The sequence below is a fragment of the Micromonospora sp. WMMD1219 genome (assembly GCF_049315215.1).
In the GTDB taxonomy this organism is placed as follows: domain Bacteria; phylum Actinomycetota; class Actinomycetes; order Mycobacteriales; family Micromonosporaceae; genus Micromonospora; species Micromonospora tulbaghiae.
In genome coordinates this window covers 4,018,386-4,043,941 of the sequence record NZ_CP186057.1, presented here as the reverse complement: position 1 = coordinate 4,043,941, position 25,556 = coordinate 4,018,386, and the positions used below count along the sequence as shown (strand labels likewise).

General features: G+C 70.7%; 16 protein-coding genes, 1 tRNA gene and 1 pseudogene. 13 read left to right on the top strand and 5 right to left on the bottom strand.

Translation table 11 applies throughout. The features are described 5' to 3' along the window. Window positions 1–46: 46 nt before the first annotated feature. Complete coding sequence (locus ACN27C_RS19350) at window positions 47–346, top strand: hypothetical protein (RefSeq protein WP_422751711.1); 300 nt, start codon at window positions 47–49, stop codon at window positions 344–346. A 116-nt stretch (window positions 347–462) separates the two neighbouring features. On the opposite strand, the gene ACN27C_RS19345 is transcribed toward ACN27C_RS19350, so the two are convergent. After that, complete coding sequence (locus ACN27C_RS19345) at window positions 463–744, bottom strand: hypothetical protein (protein WP_422747203.1); 282 nt, start codon at window positions 742–744, stop codon at window positions 463–465. A 966-nt stretch (window positions 745–1,710) separates the two neighbouring features. On the opposite strand from ACN27C_RS19345, the gene ACN27C_RS19340 reads away from it, so the two are divergent. From ACN27C_RS19340 to ACN27C_RS19330, 3 genes are all read left to right on the top strand, one after another. Further along, window positions 1,711–3,441: an AIPR family protein gene (locus ACN27C_RS19340; RefSeq protein ID WP_422747201.1), complete on the top strand. Its 1,731-nt coding sequence runs from the start codon at window positions 1,711–1,713 to the stop codon at window positions 3,439–3,441. Window positions 3,442–3,610: 169 nt separating this feature from the next. Next, complete coding sequence (locus ACN27C_RS19335) at window positions 3,611–3,754, top strand: hypothetical protein (RefSeq protein WP_422747199.1); 144 nt, start codon at window positions 3,611–3,613, stop codon at window positions 3,752–3,754. A 478-nt stretch (window positions 3,755–4,232) separates the two neighbouring features. Beyond that, window positions 4,233–5,474, top strand: coding sequence for a DNA cytosine methyltransferase (locus ACN27C_RS19330; protein WP_422747197.1), 1,242 nt, complete (start codon window positions 4,233–4,235; stop codon window positions 5,472–5,474). A 24-nt stretch (window positions 5,475–5,498) separates the two neighbouring features. Here the strand turns inward: ACN27C_RS19330 and ACN27C_RS19325 are convergent, their stop codons facing one another. From ACN27C_RS19325 to ACN27C_RS19315, 3 genes are all read right to left on the bottom strand, one after another. Beyond that, window positions 5,499–7,685, bottom strand: coding sequence for a hypothetical protein (locus ACN27C_RS19325; protein WP_422747195.1), 2,187 nt, complete (start codon window positions 7,683–7,685; stop codon window positions 5,499–5,501). Further along, window positions 7,675–9,318 carry an ATP-binding protein gene (locus tag ACN27C_RS19320; RefSeq protein WP_422747193.1) on the bottom strand — a complete coding sequence of 548 codons (1,644 nt, stop codon included), beginning with the start codon at window positions 9,316–9,318 and terminating at the stop codon, window positions 7,675–7,677. Before ACN27C_RS19320 ends, ACN27C_RS19325 begins: the two co-directional genes overlap by 11 nt. A gap of 238 nt (window positions 9,319–9,556) precedes the next feature. Then, window positions 9,557–10,771 (bottom strand): hypothetical protein, encoded by a 1,215-nt coding sequence (locus ACN27C_RS19315; RefSeq protein WP_422747191.1) that lies wholly within the window; start codon window positions 10,769–10,771, stop codon window positions 9,557–9,559. 287 nt (window positions 10,772–11,058) lie between these two features. On the opposite strand from ACN27C_RS19315, the gene ACN27C_RS19310 reads away from it, so the two are divergent. The 3 genes from ACN27C_RS19310 (at window position 11,059) to ACN27C_RS19300 (ending at window position 14,151) form a co-directional block, all read left to right on the top strand. After that, complete coding sequence (locus ACN27C_RS19310) at window positions 11,059–11,310, top strand: hypothetical protein (RefSeq protein ID WP_422747188.1); 252 nt, start codon at window positions 11,059–11,061, stop codon at window positions 11,308–11,310. Between the two features lie 895 nt (window positions 11,311–12,205). Next, window positions 12,206–12,472, top strand: a complete 267-nt coding sequence (locus ACN27C_RS19305) for a hypothetical protein (protein WP_422747186.1) — start codon at window positions 12,206–12,208, stop codon at window positions 12,470–12,472. Next, entirely contained in the window at window positions 12,469–14,151 is a 1,683-nt protein-coding gene (locus tag ACN27C_RS19300) for a recombinase family protein (protein ID WP_422747184.1), read from the top strand. The genes ACN27C_RS19305 and ACN27C_RS19300 overlap by 4 nt, the downstream gene beginning before the upstream one ends. Here the strand turns inward: ACN27C_RS19300 and ACN27C_RS19295 are convergent. Next, a tRNA-Leu gene (locus ACN27C_RS19295) sits at window positions 14,133–14,216 on the bottom strand. The two genes, ACN27C_RS19300 and ACN27C_RS19295, sit on opposite strands and share 19 nt — an antisense overlap. 158 nt (window positions 14,217–14,374) lie before the next feature. Here ACN27C_RS19295 and ACN27C_RS19290 point away from each other — a divergent pair. From ACN27C_RS19290 to ACN27C_RS19265, 6 genes and pseudogenes are all read left to right on the top strand, one after another. After that, window positions 14,375–14,590: pseudogene (locus tag ACN27C_RS19290) on the top strand (hypothetical protein); the annotation flags it as partial. A gap of 2,868 nt (window positions 14,591–17,458) precedes the next feature. Beyond that, window positions 17,459–18,265, top strand: coding sequence for a fibronectin type III domain-containing protein (locus tag ACN27C_RS19285; RefSeq protein ID WP_233586229.1), 807 nt, complete (start codon window positions 17,459–17,461; stop codon window positions 18,263–18,265). 197 nt (window positions 18,266–18,462) lie between these two features. Beyond that, window positions 18,463–21,027: a fibronectin type III domain-containing protein gene (locus ACN27C_RS19280; protein ID WP_422751650.1), complete on the top strand. Its 2,565-nt coding sequence runs from the start codon at window positions 18,463–18,465 to the stop codon at window positions 21,025–21,027. Window positions 21,028–21,051: 24 nt separating this feature from the next. After that, window positions 21,052–22,047, top strand: coding sequence for an AAA family ATPase (locus tag ACN27C_RS19275; protein ID WP_422747182.1), 996 nt, complete (start codon window positions 21,052–21,054; stop codon window positions 22,045–22,047). A 2-nt stretch (window positions 22,048–22,049) separates the two neighbouring features. Beyond that, entirely contained in the window at window positions 22,050–23,204 is a 1,155-nt protein-coding gene (locus ACN27C_RS19270) for a DUF58 domain-containing protein (protein WP_422747180.1), read from the top strand. Next, window positions 23,180–25,489 (top strand): transglutaminaseTgpA domain-containing protein, encoded by a 2,310-nt coding sequence (locus ACN27C_RS19265; protein ID WP_422747178.1) that lies wholly within the window; start codon window positions 23,180–23,182, stop codon window positions 25,487–25,489. The genes ACN27C_RS19270 and ACN27C_RS19265 overlap by 25 nt, the downstream gene beginning before the upstream one ends. Window positions 25,490–25,556: the final 67 nt, after the last annotated feature.

The window sequence follows — 25,556 nt, the reverse complement described above, 5'->3', positions numbered from 1 at the left end:
CGCCGTCGACCGGCAGCGCGCCGCCGACCTGGCACCGCAGAACTGGGTGGCCTGCCCGGCCCTGCTCACCGCCGACAGCATCGCCTACCTCGCCACCCGCCAACTCGACAACACCACCTGGCAGTTCGGCGCCCACGGCTACGGACCCCACGCCACCACACTCACCGGCCACATGCTCGACCTCATCGCCGCCTGGGACCGCCACCACCGACACCAACCCGGCCCGCACATCGCCGTCTACCCCACCGGCACCGCACCCAGCCCCACCAACCACCTGCAGCTCCTGATCCCCCGCCCACACACCACCATCGCGATCACCTGGACCAGCAACGGCCAGCCCGCATAACCAGCAACAGCCCCTCCACGCCCGCGCGAAGAACCGTCACGAACAGAAGCGGCAGAACGGCACCCGCACCCAAGTTCTATCCCGTCTCACGCCGCAGCCCACCCTTGTGTAATCGGTCAAAGGGATCTGCGGACCGCGGCGACTCCGCACGCCAGCACGAACGCGAGCACGATCAACGCGATCCGCAGCCAGGGCACATCCCGTACCGGCCGGACACCGATCGATGCCGCCAGCCCCAACTGAGCCAGCAACAGCACACACACGGCGACGCTCAGCCCCCGAGACGTGTTCCCGAACTCGAACCAGAACACCCAGGCTCCGGCGATGGCAGGGACAACCATCAGCAGGCTCAGACCGATCAGCGGGACGGCCAGCCTCCACCGCAAACGGGCATCCACCGCCACTACCTCCGTCTACCGCCGTCGCCGCCAGCACACACAGCCACCCTGCGGTCAGCAGGAGCTCCACGCGCGGCGGATCCTCGGCCTCCGCGGCAGACTGCCGCAGGGAGCCGAGCACCCTCCCCCATGGGCTCTCGCGTTTCCCGTACGGTGTCCCTGCGCCGTAACGGGCAAATCACTGTATGCGTTGGCCATCTCGCGGGGCTGGGACTGATGTTCGGAGACAGAGCCAACCTTCGGCTATCCATGGCAAACCTCGACTTCCTCGGCGACGACGACACGCTGCGCACGAACGCCGCACACGCTGTCGACGAGTTCGCTACCCGGTCCGCGCCGAGGCTTCACCCCGGCCAGGACCGCACAGCGTCCGTGAGCGTGCTCCTCACGATGTAACCGATCAGCCGCGACTGGCGACGCCAGGCCGGCCTGACCAGCATCGGAGATGCCGTCTACGAGGCGTACACCCGCGCGCTAGGGAGCCTCCTCGAAGCCATCGCAGTCGAGGAGTTGCAGCGAGACCAGCCCGCCCCGGCACGACCAGCACAGCCGCCGGCCACCAGCACGGAGCCCGAACTCGACAAGGACCTCTGGCTGCTGCGCACGTGGGGCGCCTTGCACCACCTTGACGCCGAACTCGCGACCGGTAACTGGGACCGACGAACGGGCGGCGGCGCCGGGTAAGCATTCGCCAAGGGCTGCACGACACCCTGGTCCCCCTCGCCCCCAGCAAAAGGACGCGCTAGGTGTCCGGGGAAGCCGGCAAGCTACTGCGAGTTGAGAGCGTAAGGGCAGAACGGTGGTCGTGTAACCCGGGCGCGGCGGCCACCACCTCACGCAGATGCTGTCGGGCGTCGTTGGGTCCCCCAAGCCGCCTCCAGCGCCGGGCGCCATGCACGAGAAGCCACTCTGCAAGGTGGTGCGCGAGGTCGCAGAGTGCGGGAGCAGTTCACCTACACTTCGTGGGTGGCCGACAACGAACAGGTATTGCTCGATCAAATCCTGGTCCAGCGGCAGGCCGAGCGGCCCGTCCCGATCCGCGAAGACGAGGCCTTCGAGCTCTTCGCCGCCGAACAGGCGCTTACGGAGCGGCAACTGTCCTCGGAGGAGGTGGCCGATGGTGTCATTGGAGGCAGCAACGACGGAGCCATCGACGCGATCTACGTGTTCGTCGATGGTGTGCTCCTCTCCGAGGACAGCGATGTGCTGCAGGACGGATTTTCTGCGGTAAAGGTGCAGCGCGGCGTCAAACTCGAGCTCTGGTTGGTGCAGGCCAAGCGGGAGACGTCGTTCACCGAGACGGCCATCGACAAGGCGGCGAGCGCGCTGGCGCGACTGCTGAGCCTCTCGGAAGACGAGGACGACCTTCTGAAGCTCTACTCGCTGGGCACCGTCTCGCGGACGGGATTCTTCCGAAAGGCTCTACGCGTGCTGGCCACGCGGCACCCCCAGGTCGAGATCCACTTCGTGTATGCGACCCGCGGCCGCGCCACCGGCCCGAATTCGATCAACACCAAGGTCGCGATCAAGGCGCGGGACCTAGAAGCTCAGCTCGCTGGCGTGATCTCGGGCGCCAATGGCCACGTCGAGTTCCTCGGGGCTGCCGAGCTGTGGCGACGCGCGAACGCTGTCCCCTCATATACGACCGAGCTGACCTATCAGGAGAACGCGACCAGCGGCAACAGCCACGTCGCCCTGGTCAAGCTGCGCGACTACATGACCTTCCTGACCGACGAGGACAACCGGCTCCGACGGCACATCTTCGACTGGAACGTCCGCGACTACCAGGGGGACGTCGAGGTGAACCGGGAGATCCGGGGATCCTTGGAAGACCCCGAGGGCCCCGAGTTCTGGTGGCTCAACAACGGCGTCACCATCGTCTGCTCCAAGGCCACCGCGGTCAGCAAGACCTATTCCCTCGACGACGTGCAGGTGGTCAACGGCCTGCAATCCTCGCACACCATCTTCAACTTCCTGCGAACGGCCCCGACGGACCATCCAGCGTTCGACCGCTCGGTGCTCGTCCGCATCCTGGTGACGGGAGACGACCTAGCCACCCGGGATCTCGTCATCCGCGCGACCAACCGGCAGACGTCGGTGCCCGCCGCGTCGTTGCGCGCCACCGACGATATTCAACGCGACATCGAGGCGTACTTCCTCGGGCACGACTGGTACTACGACCGGCGGAAGAACTTCTACCGCAACAGCGGGCGCAGCGCGGAACGGATCGTGAGCATCTCGCTGCTCGCGCAGGCTGTCATGGCGATGGGGCTCAGCCGCCCCGACAACTCCCGAGCCCGGCCTTCCAGTCTTCTCAAGCGCGACGAAGAGTACCGGCGAATCTTCTCCAAAGAGATTCCCGTGGAGATCTATCTCTGGGTCGCCCGGGCTCAGAAAGAGATCGACGCGTTCCTGGCATCGGAGGCCGCCGGAGTCAGCCTGCCGGAGCGGAACAACTACCGCTTCCACCTGGCCATGGTGGCAACGGCAAAGCTCGTGGGGCAGCCGGTGCGGTCGCCGAAGCAGCTCAGCCGCCTCGCGACGGCCGACACCCCATTGGCAGACGCGGATCTGCCTGCGGCCTTGGCGCTCGTGCGCGAGGAGTTCGCCGCCCACGAGCGCCGTACCGGGAACTCGCCCGACAAGATCGCCAAGGGTCCCGATTTCGTCGACGGCCTGCTCGGCCGCCTTTCCTAGCCGAGCTGGAGGCGCAGCACCAGCAGGTCGAGGTGCTCCCGAACACTACGCCTCGCGCTTACGCGACGCTGACCTTGCTGCCGCGGGTGGCTTTGGTGGGCGCCATGACGTGAGCGCCTCGCCGGCGAGGTGCAGGCGGCTGGTGGTCTCGGCGAGGAAACCGGCGTAGATGTTCGCAGGCGGCGTCGCGCGTCCTGATTACGGCCTCGCCGTCGGACCGCACGCCGACCCGGACGACGCGGAGGGCGAGTCGCTTGGCGTCGCCCAGAAGCCTTCGGCGTTGACCGCCCGCTCCAACCCCGACGTGGACTGACGGATCGGGGCGGCCCTTGATTGACAGTCCATCTCATACCAGCGCCGCCGGGTCTTGACCAAGTCATCGTCCTCGCGGAGGGTTGTCGGGCTGGCTTGCACTACGAGGGCGTCCGCGGCGCGGCTCGGCGATTAGCGCAGCGTGCTGGCGAGTGTCCGCGGCGATGTCGGCCTGATCTGTCTGCCGGTACCGCGCCACGCGGGCGGCAAGTAGCGGCCCGTCGAGGCCTTGTTCACAGATGAACATCGCTAACAGCTCAGATGCGCTGGTCACACCGATCCCTGGAACCTCTTCCGCTAAGGCCACCAGAAGGCGCAACCGCTCGTCGACGGCGACGGGCCACTCCATGCTGGTCTTGCGTCTGCCCCTCTTCACCGCTGTTCCCTCACGTCGGGCATCTCACCGGTCGGTGCTGGAAGGTATTATATAAATCGCGGTAGCATGCTGCCTACGTTGATCGTTAGGCGAAGGGCAGTCGATGTCGAAAAGTGCCGCCTCCTCGCAGGCTCGGCTCGCGGGGAGGCGCGGAAACTGGGCAGTCGCCGAGGTCTTCGCGGGTGTGGGTTCGGTGGCTCAGGGATTCGCACGCGCGGGCAGCTTCGATGTGGCCTACCTCAACGACATCGATGAGTACGCGCGGCGGACGTACAGGTTCAATTACGGCAACAATGTACGCTATGACTTGTGCGATGTACGTGACATCAGCGGAGACTTGATTCGGGACGCGGCGGACGGTCGACGTATCGCCGGCCTCTTGGGCTGTCCCCCGTGTCAAGGTTGGTCGGCAGCGGGCCCCCGAGCGACTGGCGATCCTCGTAACCTCTTGCTCGGTGAGTTCTTCCGGCTGGTTTCGGACATCAGGCCGCTGTTCTTCGTCATGGAGAACGTGCCGAGCGTGGCCGACCGCGTGGAGTTGGCCGCGGCGCTGGAGGCACTCGCGCCGGATTACCGCACCTGGCATGGCGTGCTCAACGCGGCGTCGTACGGTTTGCCGCAGTCGCGCCAGCGCACGATCGTTATCGGCTATCACATCGATACCGGGGTGCAGCCCTCTCCGCCGCCGCCGACTCACGGCGGGGACCGCCGCCTGTGGGACTACCGGGCGGAGCGGTTCGTCAAGCCGGAGGCAGCGTCCTTGGACGCCCTGCTCGGGTCGGCACCGCGCATCGGCGCGCGCGACCATAAGCAGTACAGCATGCGCGCTCACTACCCGACTGACCTTGCCGGTTTGAAGAACTTCGTCACTGTGGGCGAGGCGATCGGCGACCTCGAGCCCGAGTTCCGTGGCCGCTGCTCCCCCTATGCCAAGGCGCTGGCCAAGGGCGTCGCCGCACCGACGAATCACCACCCGTGGAGACATGGATCGGACTTCGTCGCGCGGATGGCTTTGGTACGTGAGGGACGCCGACCGCCTGCAGAGGCAACCAATAACCGCAGGTACTACTCCCAAGCATACGCTCGACTGCACCGTCGGGGCCTGGCTCGGACCATCACCACCAATTTTCACAACCCCGGCTGCGGCCGTTTTCTGCACTACCGTCTGCACCGTAGTCTCACCGTGCGAGAGGCGGCCCGGCTGCAGGGGTTCGGTGACGACGTCGTATTCATCGACCATCCTAGCTGGCAGGAGCGGGTGGTGGGCAACGCCTTCCCTCCCCTATGGGCGGAGGTCATCGCCAGGCACGTCAGCAACCAACTCGACGCGGTGCTCGCGGACTGACCGCATGGCCACCGCTCCGATGTTTCAATGCGGGCTCTCCCCGCTGCCCGCCTCAATCTCCCTAGCGCTCTCGTCGCGCATCCGGGCCTGGCGCTCAAGGTAACGTCGCGCGTTTAGCGGGCGAAGGCTGACGGCGTCATCGCTGGCTCGTCGGGCCAGGCCGAGGCGGTGAAGTTCGGCGACGATATGGGACTTCAGTTCCGATTCCAGCCGCCTGCCGAGCGCCTTGCACAGCTCATGAGCCCGGTAGACGACGGACGGCACCATCTTGACGAGGCGCTTACCGGTCAGGAAGTTGTGGTCTCGATCGATGCTCAGTTTGGTGTGCTTCAACGCCGCGACGAGCAACTCGATATTGCGATGTACCTGCTCTGAGGCCATTGCTACGGATGTTGCTGGCTGGTGCGCTCGGAAGCGAAGCGACTCCAGGAACTCGTAGCGAGGCGCGAGCGGCAGCGGTTCGCCCCCGCTATGTCCGATGTAGAACAGGACGTAGTCGGCCTCCTCGCACATTCGGACCCACGGGTCGTCCTCGATGACGTCGACGGTCTTCCAGTAGCTGTCCATCCCCGGCTTGGCCATGTGATCTCGCTGGCGCTCGCGCATCTTATTGACCCAGAAGTCGGGGGCCTCGTGCTCATAGAGGCGCGCCACGTCAGTGAGCGCGTGAAACGGCCGCGCGACCGCGAACGTGCAGTAGTAGCCGTCGCCCCGGTTGTCTGGGATCAAGGTCGCGAGCAGCGTGGTCACGGCCTCGTTATCACTGAGCAATGCCCCACGAGACACGTCCCATCCGGGGTCGACCGGCGGCGTGCCCGAGGCAGGGTGGCCGTTCTTGATGAACCAGTTGAGGATCGTGCCGAACAGCCGCAGCTGGCTGCCCTTCACCGCGCCAGCGAAGACCGGGGGCTGACGACGGGAACGGATGTGCGTCAGGATGCGGTGTGAGATTTGCACCCCTGCACGCACCATGTTCCCGTAGGCGTCGTTGCGTTGGTAGTGGTTCACCTCACGCTCTTGGAGGGTCACGGTGCCGTCGCGCAGGTGCACCCTGGGAGCGGGTAGCAACCGACCGCTGCCGCCCACGGCAGGGGCATCTCCGACGAAGACACGCTCGTCGGCCCGCCACTGGACCACGTCCGTGGCGCACTTCGCCATGTGCTCGTACTCGCCCTCGGTTAGGTCCCGGAACATGAAGGGCGCGAGCACCATCCCGGCGTTAGTGGGGCTATCGATCGCACTGCGGGTAATCGGTACGCTGTACACCCGGCTCGGGTGCCGCTGCAGGTTAAGGCCCTCCATGTGGAGGTAGGCGATGGAGTTGTTGAAGGTGACGACCTCACTGCCGCCGTCATCGACGTACGCCCTGGCGGTGTCGATGCTCATCACGCTGGAGTAGGTACTGCCGTCGCTGCCGGCCACAACAACATTGGACCAGTCGTCCGGCGCAGAGGGATTCAACGCGTCCACGTAGTAAATCACCGACTCACCGAACACCCGCACCGCGAGCTCGGCGTCGAGGTGTGCGACGTTGACGGTGGCGGTCACCGCCCCCGCGCCGCTGGTGGACACCGCACTGGCAGGTGGTACGTAAACGGCATCCCAGCTGAGCCCGAACCAGCGATAGCAGAGGGTCTCCAGCTCGGCCCGGGCGGCCTTGAGTCGGCGACGGTGCGGCTCATCATCCCCGCCGTGCGCCTGCCATGCAACCACGTCGGCGTTGTACAGCTCGATCTTGGCAAGGATAACGTCACGCACAAGATCACGGGGTGGGACCTTTTGCAAGGCCACGGCGGCCTTGCGCAGGACGCCCTTGCGGTCGCCGTGTACGTACTCTCGCGCGTCTATGAGTCGAGCGATCGCCTCGGTCGGCTTTAGATCTTCCAGAAGCTGATCGATCTCGTCTAGGCTGATTGCCGTGTCGGCGTGCAGCGCGGGCGCCAGCGCGTACCGCTGGGCATCCCCGGCCACGGTCGGTACCTCAATCAGCCGCCCGTCAAGCACGAGCCGGGCCACAAGCTTGTGATAAGCCTGAACCGTCACGGTGTCACGTACCACGCCTACGGACGTGGCCAGCTCGACGCCTGTAACCGTCAAGTGCTCGTGCAACTCACGTACGGTCGAGCCTACTGCGGCGTCGACCTGCCGCAGCCGCTTGAAGATCGCCTGTTCGCGCTCATGGACATCGAGCTTGCGCTCCTCAGCAACCATCGTTGACGCCTCCGTCATCCATACCGTCGGCGCGGACGATATCGGAGAGCCGCCTCTTGCCGAGCCAGCCGCGCTCGCGCAGGTCGCTGAATACGTCGGGGGTGGCCCCTCCGTGGGTCGTCACCCTGCCGCGCACGTCGAGCACGGTGGCGTGGCGAACGGTCTCCGCTACGCCGGTGAGCACACAGGTGCCCTGGGGCAGCTTCGGCAGCGACCGGATCATTTCGGCCGGCGCGTCGGCGAAGATGCCACGCAGCGAGTCGAGCTGGTCCGGCTCGATCGTGTGCACAAACCGGGTCAGCAGTCGCTTGAGTACCGAACGGTCCACGTCGGCCGGACTCTGGGTCGTCAAGACCAGCCCCAGACGATAGTGCCGACCGATGCGCGCGATCTCACGCAGCACCTGGGTAGAGACCAGCCGATCGTCGCCCGGCGCCACCAGATGGAACTCGTCGATCGACAGCACGGTGAACGGAATTCTGCGGGACCGGGCCAGGTTCTGAAGGTCGCGGGCCACGGCCGCCGTGATGACTCGCAGGTCGGCCAGGAGCTGCCCGCGGCAGTCGATGTTGACGAAGGCGCCTGGCTGCAGGGTCCCGACCCAGTCAAACCGAGGGCCGATGTACTCCTTCCGCTCCAGCGCCTGCACTCGCACCTTCGCCGGATTCAGCGTGCCAGGCTGCTCCATCTTCAGCACTGGCGCCTGGTCGGCGATCGCAGCCACGAGGTCGGCGACGCTGAACTCCGTTCGACGTCCCTGCGCGATCTCGCGCTGAAGCACGTCGAAGGTGTACCCGACCAGGATCTCGATGTTCGTGCCGCGGTTTACCCCAGCCAGCGCCTCCAGCACGTCCTCCCGGGTCAACGAACCCAGCGGGAGCGTAAAGCCCTTGCCGGGCTCGACGTTGACACCACCAAGTTCGATCGCGGCCTGGATCATTTCGCCGTTGACGTCGATGTTCACCTGGGGAACACCCAGGCGGTGCAACTCCTCGCCGAGCACCCCACGCGTGTAGCTCTTGCCGCTGCCGATGCCGCCCACGATGAGCACGTGCCGCTGAACCGCACCCGGCCTCACCGTCACCGGGATCGAACCGTCGCTATGCAGGGCGCCCATGTGCAGCCCATCGTCCGGATCACTCGGGAAGCCCATCGCCGTCGTAACCATGTCCTTACGGGGCCGGCGCACGGCGCCCCCTGCCCGGGGAAGAGTCCGGATCTCGGTCGGTTCACCGATGGCCCGGTCGATGACTGGCAACTCCTCTACCGGTTCGCACCGCACCAGCCGGTAGATGACCGTCGACTCGCCCTCGCCAGCGTAGGTGCTCTCGAACGGCAGCACGTCACGCACAGTCGCGCTCTGCGGGTCCTCGTGTGGGTTGATCTCGTGGACGTCGAGTACGCGGCCGAGCACCCACGAGGCAAGATCACCGTCGCGGTCGCGGGCCTCGATCGCAACGAACTCGCCCGGACTTACTGCGACGTGAGCACTGAGCCGGAAGCGAACCTCCTCGAACGTCGGGGATCTCTCGTCGCTGATCACAGTGCCGAGCAGCTCGTCCGGTACGACACCAGCAGGCAGAACTTCACCGTGTACAACTGCCTCTCGCTGCGTCGGCACGTCCTCCGCCACGCCGCGACCCTCGTACGGCATGGCGTCCTCGTGCTCGCCATCCAAACTAGCGTCGGATGCCCTCATCCGCCCTCCAACCATTAACCATTGTCAGATTACCGGTTAACAGTGAAGCACTCGACGGGATTCGTTGCAACCACCGCGCACAGATGTAGGGATGTCGTCACCACCGTTCCGGCTGAAACCGGTCCGCTTCCTGATGCCCCAGGGAGGCGTCGAGCTGCGGGAGGATGCATGATTAGCGGCCTGCGCCGGTAAGTTCGTCGCGCCGGTAGTAGGTCGGTGAGTTCCGGCAGAGCTGACAGGCCAGAGTGATCGGTTTGCCTTCATTTGGGGGCAGATGCTTGCCGCAGCAGGCAGGGGTTTCCTCTACGTCGGCTGCACTACCCTGGTCCATCGTTGCTTCGAATCGACGCTCGCAGGCTCTTTCGGCCGTCCGATCACGACGGTCGGCAAGACTCCCGGCCTCGGCGAACTCGACGTTCCCGCCCCGTTCGGCAACCAGCTGGTCGTGCGCGTCCGCGGGAACCCAAGTTACGCGGTCGCGGTGCCGATATGGCAGCCACGACCCATGCAGGATTCCCTCAAGAAGGTGGTCCAGGTGAGGGCGCGGGCCGCAGGGAAACAGGGCCGTCGTGGCGGCCTTCTTACGGCTGTAGCTGTGGGGGTTAAAGGTCGGATAGAGGTGCAACCGGCCACACGGCACGGACTTGCGGGTAACCGGGCAGCGGCTCGTGCCCGTCCAGAGGTCCGCCCACCCGCACTTCTGCTCCTCGAACGTGATGGCACCTGCACCGATCTCAAGCCGATTCTGACTCAAGTACAGGCGGTGGTCGTCAAGGGCGGGCACCGACAGGTGCGGGACCGTATGCAGGAACCCGATGTCCTCGGCGTTGCGGTCGGTGGTCCACACCACCCGGTCACCGGCCTTGCGGAGCGCCCGCTGCCGGGCCTGGATCTTCCGCTCGCGTTCCACGGAGTGCTGGACTTCGCCAGCCACGGTGAGCACCGGACCAACAGCCAGGACATCGGGCCGGCGCCGAGCTCGCGGCCGCCACACCTCGACCTCCACCCTGCCCCCGGCGGACTGCCAGGTGCGGGCTTTGCGCTCCTTGAGCGCCTTGTGCGTGTCGGTCTCGGGCTGGTGCTCAGGGTGCGGCGAGCGGCCATCCTCGTGGCGGAACATCGGCCCGTACCGACCTTCCACGAAGGTCATCCAGACCGGTGCCGGGGGGAGACCCTTCCTGGCCCGGTGGCGCATACAAAGCAGGCAGAGCAACTTTTCGCCAGCGACGCCTTGGGGACGATCATTGGCCAACCGCTCGCGCAGATCAGGCTCGCCAGGGTGCCCCCACAGGGGCAGCCTGGGCTGCAACTCGACCGTGGCGGGCACGTAGAAGACCCCGTCGTTAAAGTCGAGTGGGTCGAGCTGTTCCCAGAGAGGTTGGGTCACTGATCCCCCTGGCGGTCGGCTCTGGTCAGCGATCGGATCGGCCGAGTTCCATGCGTCGTTTATCGAGGGTATCGAGCAGGTGCGACCATCTCGGCGGTGCGAGCTGGACTAGCGTCAGACCCTGCCGACGCGGCTCGACGCCTGCCACGCGACGTGGTCGACGCGATCTCGATCCACAACATCGACCTCGATCTGGACACGCTGGTCTCGAACCGTGCTGACCGGATGAGGGCGACACCCATGTCGGGACGGCGGAGGTTCGAGCCCTTGTCACGCCCGACGGGTTCATGTCCAAGCACGACACCTTCGGCGACCACGACGTAAAGGCCTGGACGTTCGACTGGAACGACCAGATGTCCTACGTCGGTTTCGTCCGCGAGGTGGTCTTGGAGTTCGAGGTGACCGTGCGCCCCGGCATGGCGGTCGACAATATCGAGTTCGTGTGGAGGGACCGTCTTGAGCACGTACGTCCGCGTGGTGCGCCGGGGAGGCTCCGCCCTCCGCCTGGCCCGTGCTCTTCTCGCATGGAAATCGGGTGACCGGCGGCTGGAGCGCCTCGCTGACCGGCTCGTAGAGCATCACCCTGACCGCCTTACCGAGCTCCGGCACGGGCAGAGCGACGGTGGAACAAGCTTCACCCGCAGCCGGAGGGACCGATCGCCGTCGGGCGTGCGCCACCCGCCCACGGGGGCCTGAGCGTCGCCCGCCTTGAGCAGGGCTAGCTAGCCGTTGGGGGAGATGGTGGGTGACCGGTTGGATAGTGGCCCCCGTGGTCGACCGGGCACGCCGCCGTGACGTCGTTGACGGGTTCGACGAGCATGTTGCTGAGCTGTGGAGGAGTGCCGCGTTTCCCGAGGCCAGGATCCCGAGTCGGTTGGCGCTGCTCCCAATCTGCTCCCAATTAAAGGGGCTACAACGCGAAAGCCCGTTACCGGTGACTCCAGCAACGGGCTTTCTACCTGCACATATTCATGGTGGGCGATACTGGGATCGAACCAGTGACCTCTTCGGTGTGAAGAGAGTGCTCTTCGCAGCAGGTTGGCCCGCCTGGGCGCACAGCAAGCCGCGCCATCATGCGCTTGCCACCGACCTCGACGGCCGCCACCAACCAACCTGACGACCGCAGAGACGTCACACCCCCGCTGCCCAACGAGCGGCCGGTGCCTCAAGGCACCGGCCGCTTCTTCATGCCCGCCGGAGCAACCGGCACCGACCAACCCGAAGGACATCTCCCATGACAACCCACCCATCTGCCACGGCCCGATTCACCAGCGCTACGAGCTACAGCGCCACGATCCCGCCCATCCTTGCGGCCGATGCCGGCCTCGACCTCCAGTCCGCCCCCTCTCACCGCGAGCTGACGGAGGCCAAGGAGCGGACGGCGCACGCCCACCGCAGCGTGTGCCGGCCGGGGCGACCGCCGGACGGAGGCGCATGACGCTGCCGCCCGACCACCAGTCTGAACATCACCAAGAGCCGGATTCGGCCGCGCCGGCCGACGAGGGACTTGACCAGCCGTGCGAAGACGATCGTTCATGGACGGTCGAGACCGTCGACAGCAGCGCACCGCCCAGCGTCGCCAGCGTGGTAGTACCCGAGCAGCCACCCGAGTTGAACCCCGGCGCCGCTGCCGCCCTGCTGGAGCTACTCAGACACGTGAACGACCGCCGCACCGACAACTCGAACCAGGAGAGCCGATGAACGCCCCTCCACCGAAACCCTTCGCCTTTTACGGCCGCGTGTCGACCGAGGACAACCAAGACCCCGAATCGTCCCGAAGCTGGCAACTCACCCGAGCAACCACACTCATCCAGCCTCACGGTGGACGCATCGTCACGGAGTACTTCGACGTCGGCCAGAGCCGCTCCCTCCCCTGGCAGCGGCGAGTCCAGGCGAGCCTTCTTCTCGCGGCGCTGCGCGATCCTCGGCGGGGGTTCTCCGCCGTCGTGGTCGGTGAACCTCACCGCGCCTTCTACGGCAACCAGTTCGGTCTCACGGTGCCGCTGTTCGCGCATTACGGCGTCGAACTGTGGGTGCCCGAGATCGGCGGCCCGATCGACCCCGACAATGAGGCCCATGAGCTGGTCATGTCCGTCTTCGGCGGCATGAGCAAAGGCGAACGCAACCGCATCAAGCTGCGTGTCCGCACTGCCATGGCCGCCCAGACCCTGCTCGAGGGCCGTTACCTCGGCGGTCGCCCGCCCTATGGCTACACACTGCGCGACCTCGGACCCCACCCCAACCCCGCCAAGGCCGCCGACGGCAAACACCTCAAGGGCCTCATCCCCGACGAGCAGACCGCCCCGATCGTCCGGCGGATCTTCGCCGAGTTCCTCTCCGGTATCGGCCTGTTCGCCATCGCCGAGGGACTCACCGCCAATCACGTCCCCTGCCCGTCAGCGCACGACCGCGCCCGCAACCGCCACCGCAGCGGAATCGCCTGGTCCAAGAGCGCGGTCCGTGTCATCCTCACCAACCCCCGCTACACCGGCCGGCAGGTCTGGAACAAGCAACGCACCGACGAGGTGCTGCTTGACGTCGACGACGTGGCCATGGGCCACACCGGCGTCATGCGCTGGAACCCCCGCGACAAGTGGGTGGTCTCCAAGGAGCTCACCCACGAACCACTCATCGACGACGCGACCTTCGAAGAGGCCCAAGCGATCCTGCACCGGCGGGGCCGGGGAACCGGTGGACAACACGTCCGGCAGCGCACCCGCAACCCGTACGTCTTCCGGGGCCTCATCTACTGCACGGCCTGCGACCGGCGCATGCAGGGCCAGTACAACCACGGCGACGCCTACTACCGCTGCCGCTTCCCGCAGGAGTACGCCCTCGCCAACCAGGTTCCCCATCCCCGCAACGTGTACCTGCGCGAGGACGCGCTCACCGACCCGCTCGACTCCTGGCTGGCCTCCGCCTTCGCGCCCCACCGCATCGCGCAGACGATCACCGCGATGGCCGACGCCCAACCCCTGGACCATCCGCCTACAACGGGCACCGCAGCCCAAGCGATCATCACCGAGTGCGACGCCAAGCTTGAGCGCTACCGCGCCGCCCTCGACGCCGGCGCCGACCCAGCAGTGGTCACCGGCTGGATCGCCCAAACCCAGGCCGAACGCACCCGCGCGGAAGCCGAACTACGCGCCATCGCGGGAGCCACCCCGCGGCGGATGAGCCGAGCAGAGATCACGGCCCTGGTGACCGCGCTCGGCGACATCACCACCGTGCTCCGCGACGCCGACCCCGCCGACAAAGCCGAGGTCTACCGGCAACTCGGACTCCGGCTGAACTACCAGCCGGAAACGCAAACGGTGCGCGCTGAAGTAGATCTCAACGCGCACCGTGGGGTAATGGTTCGTGTCCGAGGGGGGACTTGAACCCCCACGCCCTATACGGGCACTAGCACCTCAAGCTAGCGCGTCTGCCATTCCGCCACCCGGACCTGCACGTACCAGCCTACCCGGTCGACCAATGTGAGCTACTCACCGCATCGGTCGGCCTGGCGGGCCGCACGGGGCATTACTGTACACGGCCCAGAACGATCATGCACATCAGCTCCAACACGGCACGTTTGCGCAGGTCAGCGGCCACATAGATCGGGTGGGTAGCGCGCAACAGGCGATTCCGGGCAGCATTGCTCCCGTGTCCCACCCCTCCCCGTTGATCGCCACTCAACACCAGGCCCTCGCGCTGCGCGCCGCAGGTGACCTGACAAGCGCCCGCCGCCTGCTCGCCGACGCGATCATCGCGGCCCGCCCGGCGTACGGCGAGGACCACCAGGACGTCCTGGCCACCGGCCACCTGCTGGCCCGGCTGCACCGCGAGGCCGACGACCCGGCCGCCGCCCGGCGCGTACTCGAGGAGGCCTACGCGGCCGGCGAGCGCCGCCGCGGCGAGGCCGACCCGCTGATGCTCGCGCTCAGCTTCGACCTCGCCGGGGTGTCCGAGGAACTCGGCAACCGGCACGAGGCCCGCCGCAACTACAGCCGCGTGGCGACCGCCGGGGCCGCCGTGCTCGGTCCGGACCACCCCGCGGTACGCGCAGCCCGCCAGTACCTCGGCGGCTCCGCCGCCGCTCCCGCAAGCTATGGCCCCTCCCCCGGCGGCTCCGCCGCCGCTGCCGGAACGCACCCCGCTCCGCCCCCGCCCGGCTACCCGACTCCGGGACGCCCCGGGCACCCTTATCCGGCGGTGCCCGGACATGCCGATCCGGCACCGCCGGGGGGCCCTGGCCCGGTCCGGCCCGGCCAACCCGGTCCCGCCTCCTCCGGCTACCCCGGGCACGGAGGGTCCGAGCCGACCGTCTCGCTGCGGCCTGTCCCACCGCCGCACCCGCACGCTCCGGCACCGCCCCGGCCCGTCGCCCCGGGTGCGCCCGTCGCGCATTCGCCGGCGCCCGGTTCACAGTGGGCTCCCCGCCCGGGCCCGGCACCGCAGACGCCCCGCGCCGGGCAGCCACCTCAGGCCGCGCCGATCGTCCCTCCGCCCTCGGTGCCGCCTGCCCCGCCCCAGCACCCTGCCGGCACCGGGCCGAGCGGACCCGCAAATGAGTGGGCGCCGCCCTCGCCGGCTGCGTCAGAGGCGACGACCCGGTTCGCGCCCATCACGGAAGAGGCCACCTCCCGGTTCCCGGTAGTGCCCGTCGAACCCACCGCACCAGCGACACCGCCGGCTGCCGGGGTCGCCCCGCATGCTCCCGGCGTCCGCCCGGCGCCCCCGGCCCACGGTGTCACCCCGGTTCCGTCGGCTCAGGGCGTGACCGCGGTTCCACCGGCTTCGGGCGCCACCTCGCTTCCGCCGGGAACCTACGGTCGACCGGCCGTCGCTCCCGGCGTGACGCCGGTGCCGCCCCGCGCCCCGGTTGCCGCACCCCCGCACCCGGCGACCTCCGGCACGTCCGTGCCCCCGCCGCCCCCCGGAGCCCCGGCGGCAACGCCGGGAACACCGGGAACGCCGGGAACGCCGGGAACGCCGACGACGGCAACCACGGCGGGCGCGCCGGCGCCCGCGAGGCCGACGGTGCCTCCGATGCCGGGCCCGGCGTCCTCGGCCGCCGCAGGGCATGGCGCGCCCGTCTCCGCGCCGCCCGTCTCCGCGCCGCCCGCCCCCGCACGTCCGGTCCCGCCACCACCGAGCGTGGCCGGCGCGCCTCCAGTCCCGTCACCACCGGCGCCGAGCGTGGCCGGCATGCCTCCGGTCCTGCCTCGGCCGGTGCCGGGCACCGCTGGGAGACCGCTACCGTCCCCGCAGGCACCCGGCACTGCCGGCGCCCCACCGCAGACGTCCGGCACTGTCGGCGTCTCGCCGCAGAGGCCTGGCAAGGCGACTACGCCGCTGCCGCCCTCACGGATGCCGGGGGCAGCCGGCGCGTCCCCGCTACCGCCTCCGCCGGTCATCCCGCCGCCGCCCGCGATGCCGGTCGTCGAGACGCCACCCTCCACCGGAGGCACTCCGGCTTCCCGGACCCCAGCGGCGCGAGTCCTGCCACCGCCTCCTCCGACCGTCCTCCCGCCGGCGTCACGCGTCCCGTCGCCGGAGCGCGGTGTCCTGCCACCACCGCCGGCCGCTCCGGTCGCCCCGCCGGTCCCCGCGCCGGGGTCGACCCCGTCCGCCCCGCCGCCGGTCACCACCGCGGGCTCGACGGCGCCTCCGGTCCCGGTTGTCCAGCCGGTCCCGGAATCCGCGGCGGCCACTGCCACCTCAGCGGCGCCCACCTCGGCCCCCGTGGCGCCCCGACCGGCGCCGGCCCAACGGGCGACCCCGACGACCGAGGCCGCCCCAGCTCCCCCGCGTCCCGACACGAACCGGGCGGCCGACGCCGAAACGGGCGGTCCCGGCGCCGGTGCCACGCCGCCCGTCCCCGGTGGACCGGGCTGGGACAAGCCGACGATCCAGGTGCAGCAGATCGGCCCGCTGCTGGAAGAGGAGGCGGAGCGCAACGCCGCAAAGGCAGCCCGCGACGCTTCGACGAGGCCCGCAGCGACCACCTCCGCCGCCGACCCCCCGGTCAGCGCACCACCGGCCAGCAAATCCCCTGCTGACACGCCGTCGGCCGGCTCGTCCGGGATGATCGCTTCCGCAGCGAGCGCACCGCCGGTGAGCACGTCCCCGGTCAGCGGACCGCCGGTGAGCCCGCCCGGTGCGAGTGAAGGCGGCTCGGATGGTGCACCGGTCACCGACGCCGGTGCGCCTCCGCCGGGCGGAGCACCGCTGCCCACCGAACCCCACATCAGCGCGCCGCCCGCCGGCGCCGCGCCCACCAGCGCCGCGCCCGTCAGCGCGCCACCGGTCAGCGGCCCGCCCGCCGCCCCGGCCAGCGCCGCACCGGCCGTGGGCTACCCGCCACCGGCCGGCGGACCCGCACCCGCCTATCCGCCGCCGATCAGCGCACCACCCGCGCCCGGCCACCCGACGCCGACCGGTGGGCCCACCGTGCCACCCGTCAGCGGCCCTCCTGGGCCGCCGATCAGCGGACCACCCGCCCCCGGCTACCCGTCACTGACCGGCACACCACCCGCGCCACCCGTGAGCGGGCCTCCGGGCCCGCCGATCAGCGGACCACCCGGCCCCGGCTACCCACCGCCGATCAGCGCGCCGCCCGGCCCCGGCTACCCACCACCGGTCAGCGCGCCGCCCGCCGGACACCCACCGGTGAGCGCTCCCCCCGGCACCTATCCGCCGCCCGTGAGCGGACCACCTGCGGCACCGGTCAGCGCCGCGCCGGTGAGCGGTTCCTCCGTACCGCCGTGGGGCATGGTCGCGCCGCCGTGGAGCAGTGTCGCCCCGTCCCAGCCGGTCGACCGGCCCACCGACCCGGAGCCGGAGGAGGACGACCCGGCGCCCGCCGACACGGCCGGCGAACCGGAGCGGGACGCGCCGGAGCCGAACCGGCCGATGACGATCTACGAGGATCTGCTGGACTTCCCCGAGTCCACGCGACCGGAGCCGCCGGCCCAGCCGGAGCAGAGCGCGTGGCCGGCGACCCCGCCGATGTTCCACCAGCAGCCGGTCGAGCAGCAGGGCGCGTACCCGATGGAGCCGGAGCGGTCGGGCCGCAATCGGACGGTGCTGGCCCTGGTGGTCGGCGGTGCGGTGCTCGCGGTGGTGGCGGTGGTCGGTGTCGGCGCGGTGTTGCTGAACCGGGAGGCGGCGCCGCCTCCGGCACCCGCGCCCGCGTCCGGCTCCGCGTCGCCGAAGGTGGCCGGGCCGCCGCCGGGTGACCTGAAGCTGCGCGACGACACCACGACCGTGACGGTGACCTGGACCGATCCGACGAACGGTGGGGTGCCGTTCGTGGTGGCGGGTGGCCGGGCCGGGCAGAAGCTCGGGGTGATGGCCACTGTGGACGCCGGGCAGACCCGGTACACGGTGAACGGACTGAGCGCGAAGCTGGACTACTGCTTCACGGTGCTGGCTGTCTATTCGACCGACTCGTACGCCACCTCGGGCCAGGTCTGCACGGACCGGGAGGGCGGCGGCACGCCGAACTGAGACGACACGCTCGGTGTCCACAGGAGGACGGTGCGGGTTTCACCGGCTCCGCACGGCACCTATGATGGCTCCCGGCTCTGGGGAGGGTCCGCCGTGCTCGGCGGTTCTCCCGCACCGACACGGGGAGGCAGCCGGCAGTGACCACCATCGAGGACGTCACGGGCACCGGGCCGGAGCCGGCCCGCCCACGGTCGCGGATGCGCGGCGGGCTGGTGACCATCGGCACGGTGGCCGCGCTGCTGGCCGCGATGGGCCTGACGGTGCTCGGGCTGGGTGCGGCCGACAACGCGGTGGCGAGCTTCGACGCGTCCTCCTGGTTGTGGAGCACCACCCGCAGCGAGCTGGCCCGGGTCAACGGCGTCACCGCGCGGGTCGACACCCGGATGGAGGTGCCGGGTGGGCGCCGGCACCAGATGCAGGTGGCCCAGACCGACCGGCTGCTGATCCTGCGCGACCTCAACACCGGCCGGGTCAGCTCGCTGGACCTGGCGACGTTGCAGATCACGGCCACCACGCCGACCGCGCCGGGGCTCGGCGTGAGTGTGGCGCTGCACGAGGACGCGGCGTTCGTGGTGGACGCGGTGCAGGGCATCGTCCGGCAGCTCGACCCGCGGGCGCTGACGCCGGTGGGCGAGCCGGTCCGCTATCCGCCGGGCATCACCGGTGGCACGTTCGACGGCGCGGGCAAGCTGTGGATCGCGGTGCCCAGCGAGGGCACCGTCTCGGCTGTGACCGCCGCCGAGCTGCCGGAGACGCCCGGTGACGCGCCGCCCGCCGGGCTCAGCCCGAAGCGGGTCGAGACGTACGACGTGGCCGAGCCGGCGCACGAGCTGGTGGTGTCCACCCTGGACGAGGGTGTCGCGGTGCTGGACCGCACCTCGGCGTCGCTGGTGACTGTGGTCGGCGGGCAGACGCAGCGGGCGGAGTTGAGCATGACCGCGCCGGGGAACCTGCCGACGCGTACCAGCGGGCCGCAGGTGCCGGTCACGGTCTCCGGTGACCGGTCGGTGCACGTGGTGCGGGACAGCCGCGAGGTGAAGCGGTTCACGGTGCCCGGCACCGGCGCCCGGCTGAGCCCGGCGGTGTCGTGGGCGGGCCGGTTCTACTGCGCCGACGAGAACACCGGCACGGTGTACGCCTTCGACACCGAGGGTCAGCTCGTGCAGACCGTGAAGGGCTCCGGCCGCCCCGGCCCGGTCGAGCTGGAGGTGCGCGAGAACCACCTGTTCATCAACCCGCCGGACTCCTCCACCGCGCAGGTGGTCGACGACCGCAACCAGGTCCGTGAGGTCGACAAGTACGCCAACGACGTGCTCGGCGGCGACCCGCCGCCGGTCGCTCCGCCGCCGCCCCCGCCGAAGAAGCCCAAGGTGTCCAAGCCGGGTGCGCCGAAGTCGGTGACGGCCGCCGCTGGTGACGCGTCGGCGCGGGTGAGCTGGCAGGCCGCCGCGTCCAACGGCGCCGAGATCACCCGGTACGTGGTGGAGGGCGCCGGTCAGACCCACCAGGTCGGCGCGAACCAGCGTGCGCTGGAGATCACGGGTCTGACCAACGGTGAGACGTACACGTTCTCGGTGCACGCGGTGAACGCCAAGGGTGAGGGTCCGGCGCGGCGCAGCAACCCGGTGGTGCCGACCGCCGAGGTGCCGGACCCGCCGGCGTCGGTGACCGCCGAGGCACGGCCGGACGGCACGGTGCGGGTGAGCTGGCCCGAGGCCGACGGCCAGGGCAACAAGATCGCGAAGTACGCGGTGACGGCGACCTCGGCCGGCGCGAGCGCCCCGGCCGGCGAGTCGGCGAAGACGGAGCTGGTGGTGCCGGCCGGGCAACTGGAGTACGGCACCCAGTACGCGTTCACCGTGACCGCGGTGAGCGAGAAGGGCGCGGGGTCGAAGGCGTCGCCGGTGAGCAACACGGTGGTGCCGTTCACCACGCCGAAGGCGCCGACGGAGCTGCGGGCGTCCACTGTCGCCGACCAGCCGGGCACGATCGCGGTGCAGTGGTCCCCGGCGGTGGACAACGGCCGCCCGGTGACGAAGTACGTCGTGGAGGCCGCCGGGAAGTCCGTCGAGGTGACCGACGTGCAGGCCACTGTCGGCGGCCTGGGCAACGGCCAGAACGTGACGGTGAAGGTCAAGGCGGTGAACGAAGCCGGGGCGGGACCGGAGGCGAGCACCACCGCGCGGACGGTGGCCGAGCCCCGGATCACGGTGACCGGCTCGTCGGCGGACGCCACGTCGGTGACCGTGACGTTCACTGTGGACGCGGGCGGCGGGCGCGCCACCTGCACGGCGGCGACCGGCGGGAAGACGGCGAGCGGCAGCTGTTCCAGCCTGCGGGTGACCGGGCTGACGCCGGGCACCGCGTACACGGTGACGCTGACCGCGAGCAACGCCGCCGGTAAGGGCACCGCTTCGCGCGCGCAGACCACCGACCCGGTGTACGGCGTCGCCACCTGCAAGAACGGTCCGGACGGCGACCAGCGGACGTACTGCGACAAGGACGTGCCGGGCCGCAACGGCAACGAGATCTTCGAGGTGCCGAGGCAGGACAACGACCGGCAGGCCGGCTGGGTGCCGGACGGCCACCGGCTGCGCACGTACTGCAAGGTGAAGGGCGAGGACGTGGACGCCTGGATCTACAACAACAACAAGCGGAGCACCTGGTGGATCCAGGTGGAGTACAAAGGCAAGACGTACATCCCGTGGGCCTGGCTCAACCTGGAGGGCGGCGACGACCTCAACGTCCTGCCGGCCTGCTGACCGCACCGTCCGAGAGGCACACCCGTGAACACGCACGAACCGCTGAGCCAGCCGGAGGTGCAGGGCTTCGCCGCCCTGGCCGCCCGGCTGGCCGACAACGTCAACGCGGTCGTGCTCGGTAAGCCGCAGGTGGTGCGGCTCGCGCTGACCGCGCTGTTCGCGCAGGGGCACGTGTTGCTGGAGGACGTACCGGGCGTCGGCAAGACCACGTTGGCGCGGGCCGTCGCGGCGACGGTGAAGGGGCAGTGGCGGCGGATCCAGTTCACGCCGGACCTGCTCCCCTCCGACGTGTCGGGGGTGACCATCTTCAACCAGGCCAGCCGGGGCTTCGAGTTCCACCCAGGGCCGGTGTTCGCCAACATCGTCATCGCCGACGAGATCAACCGGGCGTCCCCGAAGACGCAGTCGGCGCTGCTGGAGGTGATGGAGGAGCGGACCGTCACCGTGGACGGCGTACGGCACCCGGTGCCGCAGCCGTTCCTGGTGGTGGCCACGCAGAACCCGGTGGAGATGGACGGCACCTACCGGCTGCCCGAGGCCCAGCTCGACCGGTTCCTGGTGAAGCTGTCGGTCGGCTATCCGGACGAGGCGGTCGAGGTGGAGGTGCTGCGCGGCGCCACGGTCCGCTCCCCCGACTCGCTGACCGCCGTCACCGACACCGCGACTGTCGGCGAGATGGTGAAGATGGCCCGGCGGGTGCACATCGCCGAGCCGCTCTACGCGTACGCGGTGCGGCTGGCCGCGGCGACGCGTACCCATCCGCAGGTGCGGGTCGGGGTGAGCCCGCGCGGGGTGATCGCGCTGACCCGGGCGGCGTGCGCGTACGCGCTGATCGACGGCCGCGGCTGGATCATGCCGGAGGACCTGAAGGCGCTCGTCGAGCCGGTGTTCGCGCACCGGCTGCTGCTCACCCCCGACGCGCAGGTGCGTGGTGTGACGCCCGCCGGGGTGCTGCGCCAGGCGGTCGCGTCGGTGCCGGTGCCGCTGCCGTCGGGCCAGGCCACAGCGGTGCACGGCTGAGCGTGGGGATCACCGCCCGTGGCATCGGGCTGCTCGTCGCCGCCCTGGTGCTGCTCGGCGTGGGGTTCCGGTACGCGTACCCGGAACTGACGGTGCTCGGCGCGGCGGCCGGCGTGGCGGTCGGCTACGCCGTGGTGAACGCGGCCTGGCGGCCCCGGCTGAGCGTCGAGCGGCGGGCCGACCCGGACCGGGTGGCCCGGGGTGAGCCGGCGGCGATGGAGCTGACGGTGCGCAACACCGGCCGGTTGCGGGCGGCGAACCTGGTGGCCGAGGACCGCTGCGCCGGCGCGCTCGTGCCGGTGCCGCTGCTGCGGTTGCGCCCGGGCCGGGACACGGTGGCGCGGTACGAGGTGCCGACACATCGGCGTGGGGTGGTGCCGGTGGGGCCGCTGCGGGTGGTGCGCCGGGATCCGCTGGGCCTGGTGGCGCTGGCGCGCGGCTACGGCGGCACGGTGCCGGTGTGGGTGCACCCGCGCATCCACCCGCTCTCCGCGGTGCCCACCGGCGCCGGGCGCAGCCTGGACGGGCGTACCGACAGCGTGCCGCACGGGTCGATCACGTTCGACTCGCTGCGGGAGTACGTGGTGGGCGACGAGCTGCGCCGCGTGCACTGGCGCACCAGCGCCCGGGTGGGCGAGCTGATGGTGCGGGAGAACGTGGACACCAGCCTGCCGCGACTGGTTGTGGTGCTGGACAACCGCGCATCCGCGCACCCGGACCGGGCCGGTGGTGTCGCGGAGTCGTTCGAGTCGGCGTGCGAGGCGGCGGCGTCGGTGGTGGCCGCCGCGGTGCGGGAGGACCTGCCGGTGCACCTGCTGCTCGTCGTACCGGCCGAGGTGGAGCCCGCGGGCGCGGCCGGGCCGCTGGACCGGCTCGCAGCTGTGGAGCTGGCGGACGCCGGGCCGGACGTGCTGCCCGCCGCGACGGGCAGGCTGCGCCGCGACCGGCTCGGCGACACGCTCGTCTTCCTGACCGGGCCGGGTGGCCGCGACGACCTGGGGCACGTGGGCGCGCTGCGCGGCGCGTACCCGTCGGTGGTGGTCGGGATGTTCGGCGCGGACGGGCCGACACCGGCGGGCGCGGCGGGCCTCACGGTGCTGGACGCGGCCGACGGCGCGGCGTTCGCCGCCGAGTGGGACGGGGTCCGCCGGTGGTGACGCCGCCGCAGGTCGAACCGCCAGCGGACGGGCGCGTGGCCCGGGCGCTGCGGGCCGTGCCGGTCCCGGCCGCGCTGATCGTGCTGGTTGCGCTCTCCGGCGTGGTGCTGGGCCGGGTGTACGCGGACCCGCTGCTGACCCGGCTCATGGCCGGCGCGGCGGTCGGCTCGGTGCTGGTCAGCGTGGCCGCCCGGCGGCTGCCGTCCTGGCTGGTCGCGCCGCTGTCGGTGGCCGCGCTGGCCGGGTGGACACTGCTGTCGCTGCGGCTGGCCGCCGCGCACGCGGCGCTGCCCGGCGGGCTCGGCGAGGTGACCGCCGACGCGGCCCGCAACGCGATCCCCCGGCTGCTCACCGCGATGATCCCGGTCGAACCGGCCCCGGACACGGTGCTGGTCCCGGTGGTCGCGGCGTGGCTGGCCGGGCTGACCGCCGCCGAGGTGGCGCTGCGGGCCGGGCGGGTGCTGCTGGGCTACCTGCCGCCGGCGCTGCTCTACGCGGGCGCGCTCTACGTGGTGGGGCCGAACGCGGATCCGGCGATCGGCCCGACGGTGCTGTTCGCGGCCGTCGCGGCGGCCGGCCTGGCGACGCCCGGGCGCCGCGACGGCCCGGCGCCCGATCCGGTCGCCGGCCTCAGTCCTGCGGTACGCGCGGCGGTACGGCTGCGTCTGGTGGCGGCGAGCGCGGCCGGGCTCGCAGTGGTGGTGGCGCTGGCGGCGCTGCTCGCCCCGGTGGTGGCCGCCCGGGTCGACGAGCGGCCGGTCGACCCGCGCCGCTACGTGGAGCCGCCCCGGGTGGAGTCGCTGGACGAGAATCCGCTGATCCGGATCTCCGGGTGGGCGCTCAACCCGGACCAGCGGCTGCTCGACGTGCGTACGAGCGGGGGCGCGGCCGGGGACGGGTCGCCGCGGATCCGGCTGGCGGTGCTCAGCGACTACGACGGGGTGACCTGGCGGGTCGGCGCCACGTACCGCAACGCGGGGCGGATCCTGCCCGCCGCCGAGCCGGCCCCGAACGCGGCCACCGACGAGGTGCGCCAGGAGATCACGGTCGGCGACCTGAGCGGGCGGCTGCTGCCGGCGGTGCCCACGCCGCGCGAGGTGACCGGCGCGCGGGTGGCGTACGACCCGGCGACCGGGACGCTGATCCGGCCGGAAGGGCTCGCGCCGGGCCTGCGGTACGAGGTGTCGTCGGTGCGGGAGCGCCCGGACGCGAACCTGCTGCCCACGGCGAACGTGCCCGCCGGTGACGAGGTGGCCCGGGTGCTGCGGGTGGCCGACGGCGCGCCGGAGCCGGTGCGACGGCTCGCCACCCAGCTCGCCGAGTCGAACGGCGCCCCGTACGCGCGCGCCGACGCGATCGCCGCGTTCCTGGCCGAGCACTACCGGGTGACAGCCGACGCGCCCAGCGGGCACGCGTACCCGAACCTGGCGTTCTTCCTGTTCGGACCGCGTAACGGCGGCGGGCAGCGGGGCACGTCGGAGCAGTTCGCCGCCGCGTTCGCGGTGCTCGGCCGCCTCGCCGGCCTGCCGACCCGGGTGGTGGTCGGGTTCGAGCCCAAGGGCGACGGTCCGGTGCGGGCCGCCGACGCGTACGCCTGGCCGGAGGTGCTGTTCGACGGCGTCGGCTGGGTGCCGTTCGACCCGATGCCGCGTCCGGACTCCGAGCCCCGCCCGGTGGAGGAGGACTTCCGGCCGCAGCCGGAGGATCCGCCGCCGTCGGAGGTGCCGGCGCCCACCGAGGAGCCGAGCGCCACTCCCTCGGCCGCCGCGCCCGCGCCCGGCCGGAGCGAGGGTGGGCTCGGCACGCCGGTGCTGGTCGGCGGCGGTGCCGGTGGCCTGCTGCTGGTGGTCGGGGCGGTGCTGGCGGTACTCGTGGCGATGCGCCGCCGGCTGACCCGCTCCCGGTTGGACGCCGGTGACCCGGGCGAGCGGGTCGCCGGTGCGTGGCGGGAGCTGACCGACGCGCTGCGGCTGGCCGGGCACCCGGTCGGGCCGGACCTGGCGGCGGCCGAGGTCGCCGAGCGGGCCCGCCGGACGCTCGCCGAGGCGCGCGCGGCGCGGCCCGGAGAGGGCGCGGCGAGCGGCGACCCGGATGGCGCGGTGGTGGACGAGCTGGCCGGTCTGCTCAACCAGGCGGGCTTCGCGCCGGGCAGCGTCACGCCGGAACAGGCGGAGCGGGCCGCACGGCTGAGCGCCGGCTTCGCCGACGCGCTGCGTTCGGCCCGGTCGCGGTGGCGACAGGTGCTGTGGGCGGTCCATCCGGGGCCGCTCCGGTGGCGACGCTGATCAACAGCCGTAACCGGATCGCCGGGCCGGTACCTCTACGAGCCGTCCTGAGTGGGGCACCGGCGGC

Excerpts from the sequence above, each read along its gene's own strand:
- ACN27C_RS19335 (WP_422747199.1), top strand. The coding sequence starts at position 3,611 with ATGTTCGCAGGCGGCGTCGCGCGTCCTGATTACGGCCTCGCCGTCGGA.
- ACN27C_RS19330 (WP_422747197.1), top strand. The coding sequence starts at position 4,233 with ATGTCGAAAAGTGCCGCCTCCTCGCAGGCTCGGCTCGCGGGGAGGCGC.
- ACN27C_RS19325 (WP_422747195.1), bottom strand. The coding sequence starts at position 7,685 with ATGGTTGCTGAGGAGCGCAAGCTCGATGTCCATGAGCGCGAACAGGCG.
- ACN27C_RS19310 (WP_422747188.1), top strand. The coding sequence starts at position 11,059 with ATGTCCAAGCACGACACCTTCGGCGACCACGACGTAAAGGCCTGGACG.
- ACN27C_RS19305 (WP_422747186.1), top strand. The coding sequence starts at position 12,206 with ATGACGCTGCCGCCCGACCACCAGTCTGAACATCACCAAGAGCCGGAT.
- ACN27C_RS19300 (WP_422747184.1), top strand. The coding sequence starts at position 12,469 with ATGAACGCCCCTCCACCGAAACCCTTCGCCTTTTACGGCCGCGTGTCG.
- ACN27C_RS19280 (WP_422751650.1), top strand. The coding sequence starts at position 18,463 with ATGCGCGGCGGGCTGGTGACCATCGGCACGGTGGCCGCGCTGCTGGCC.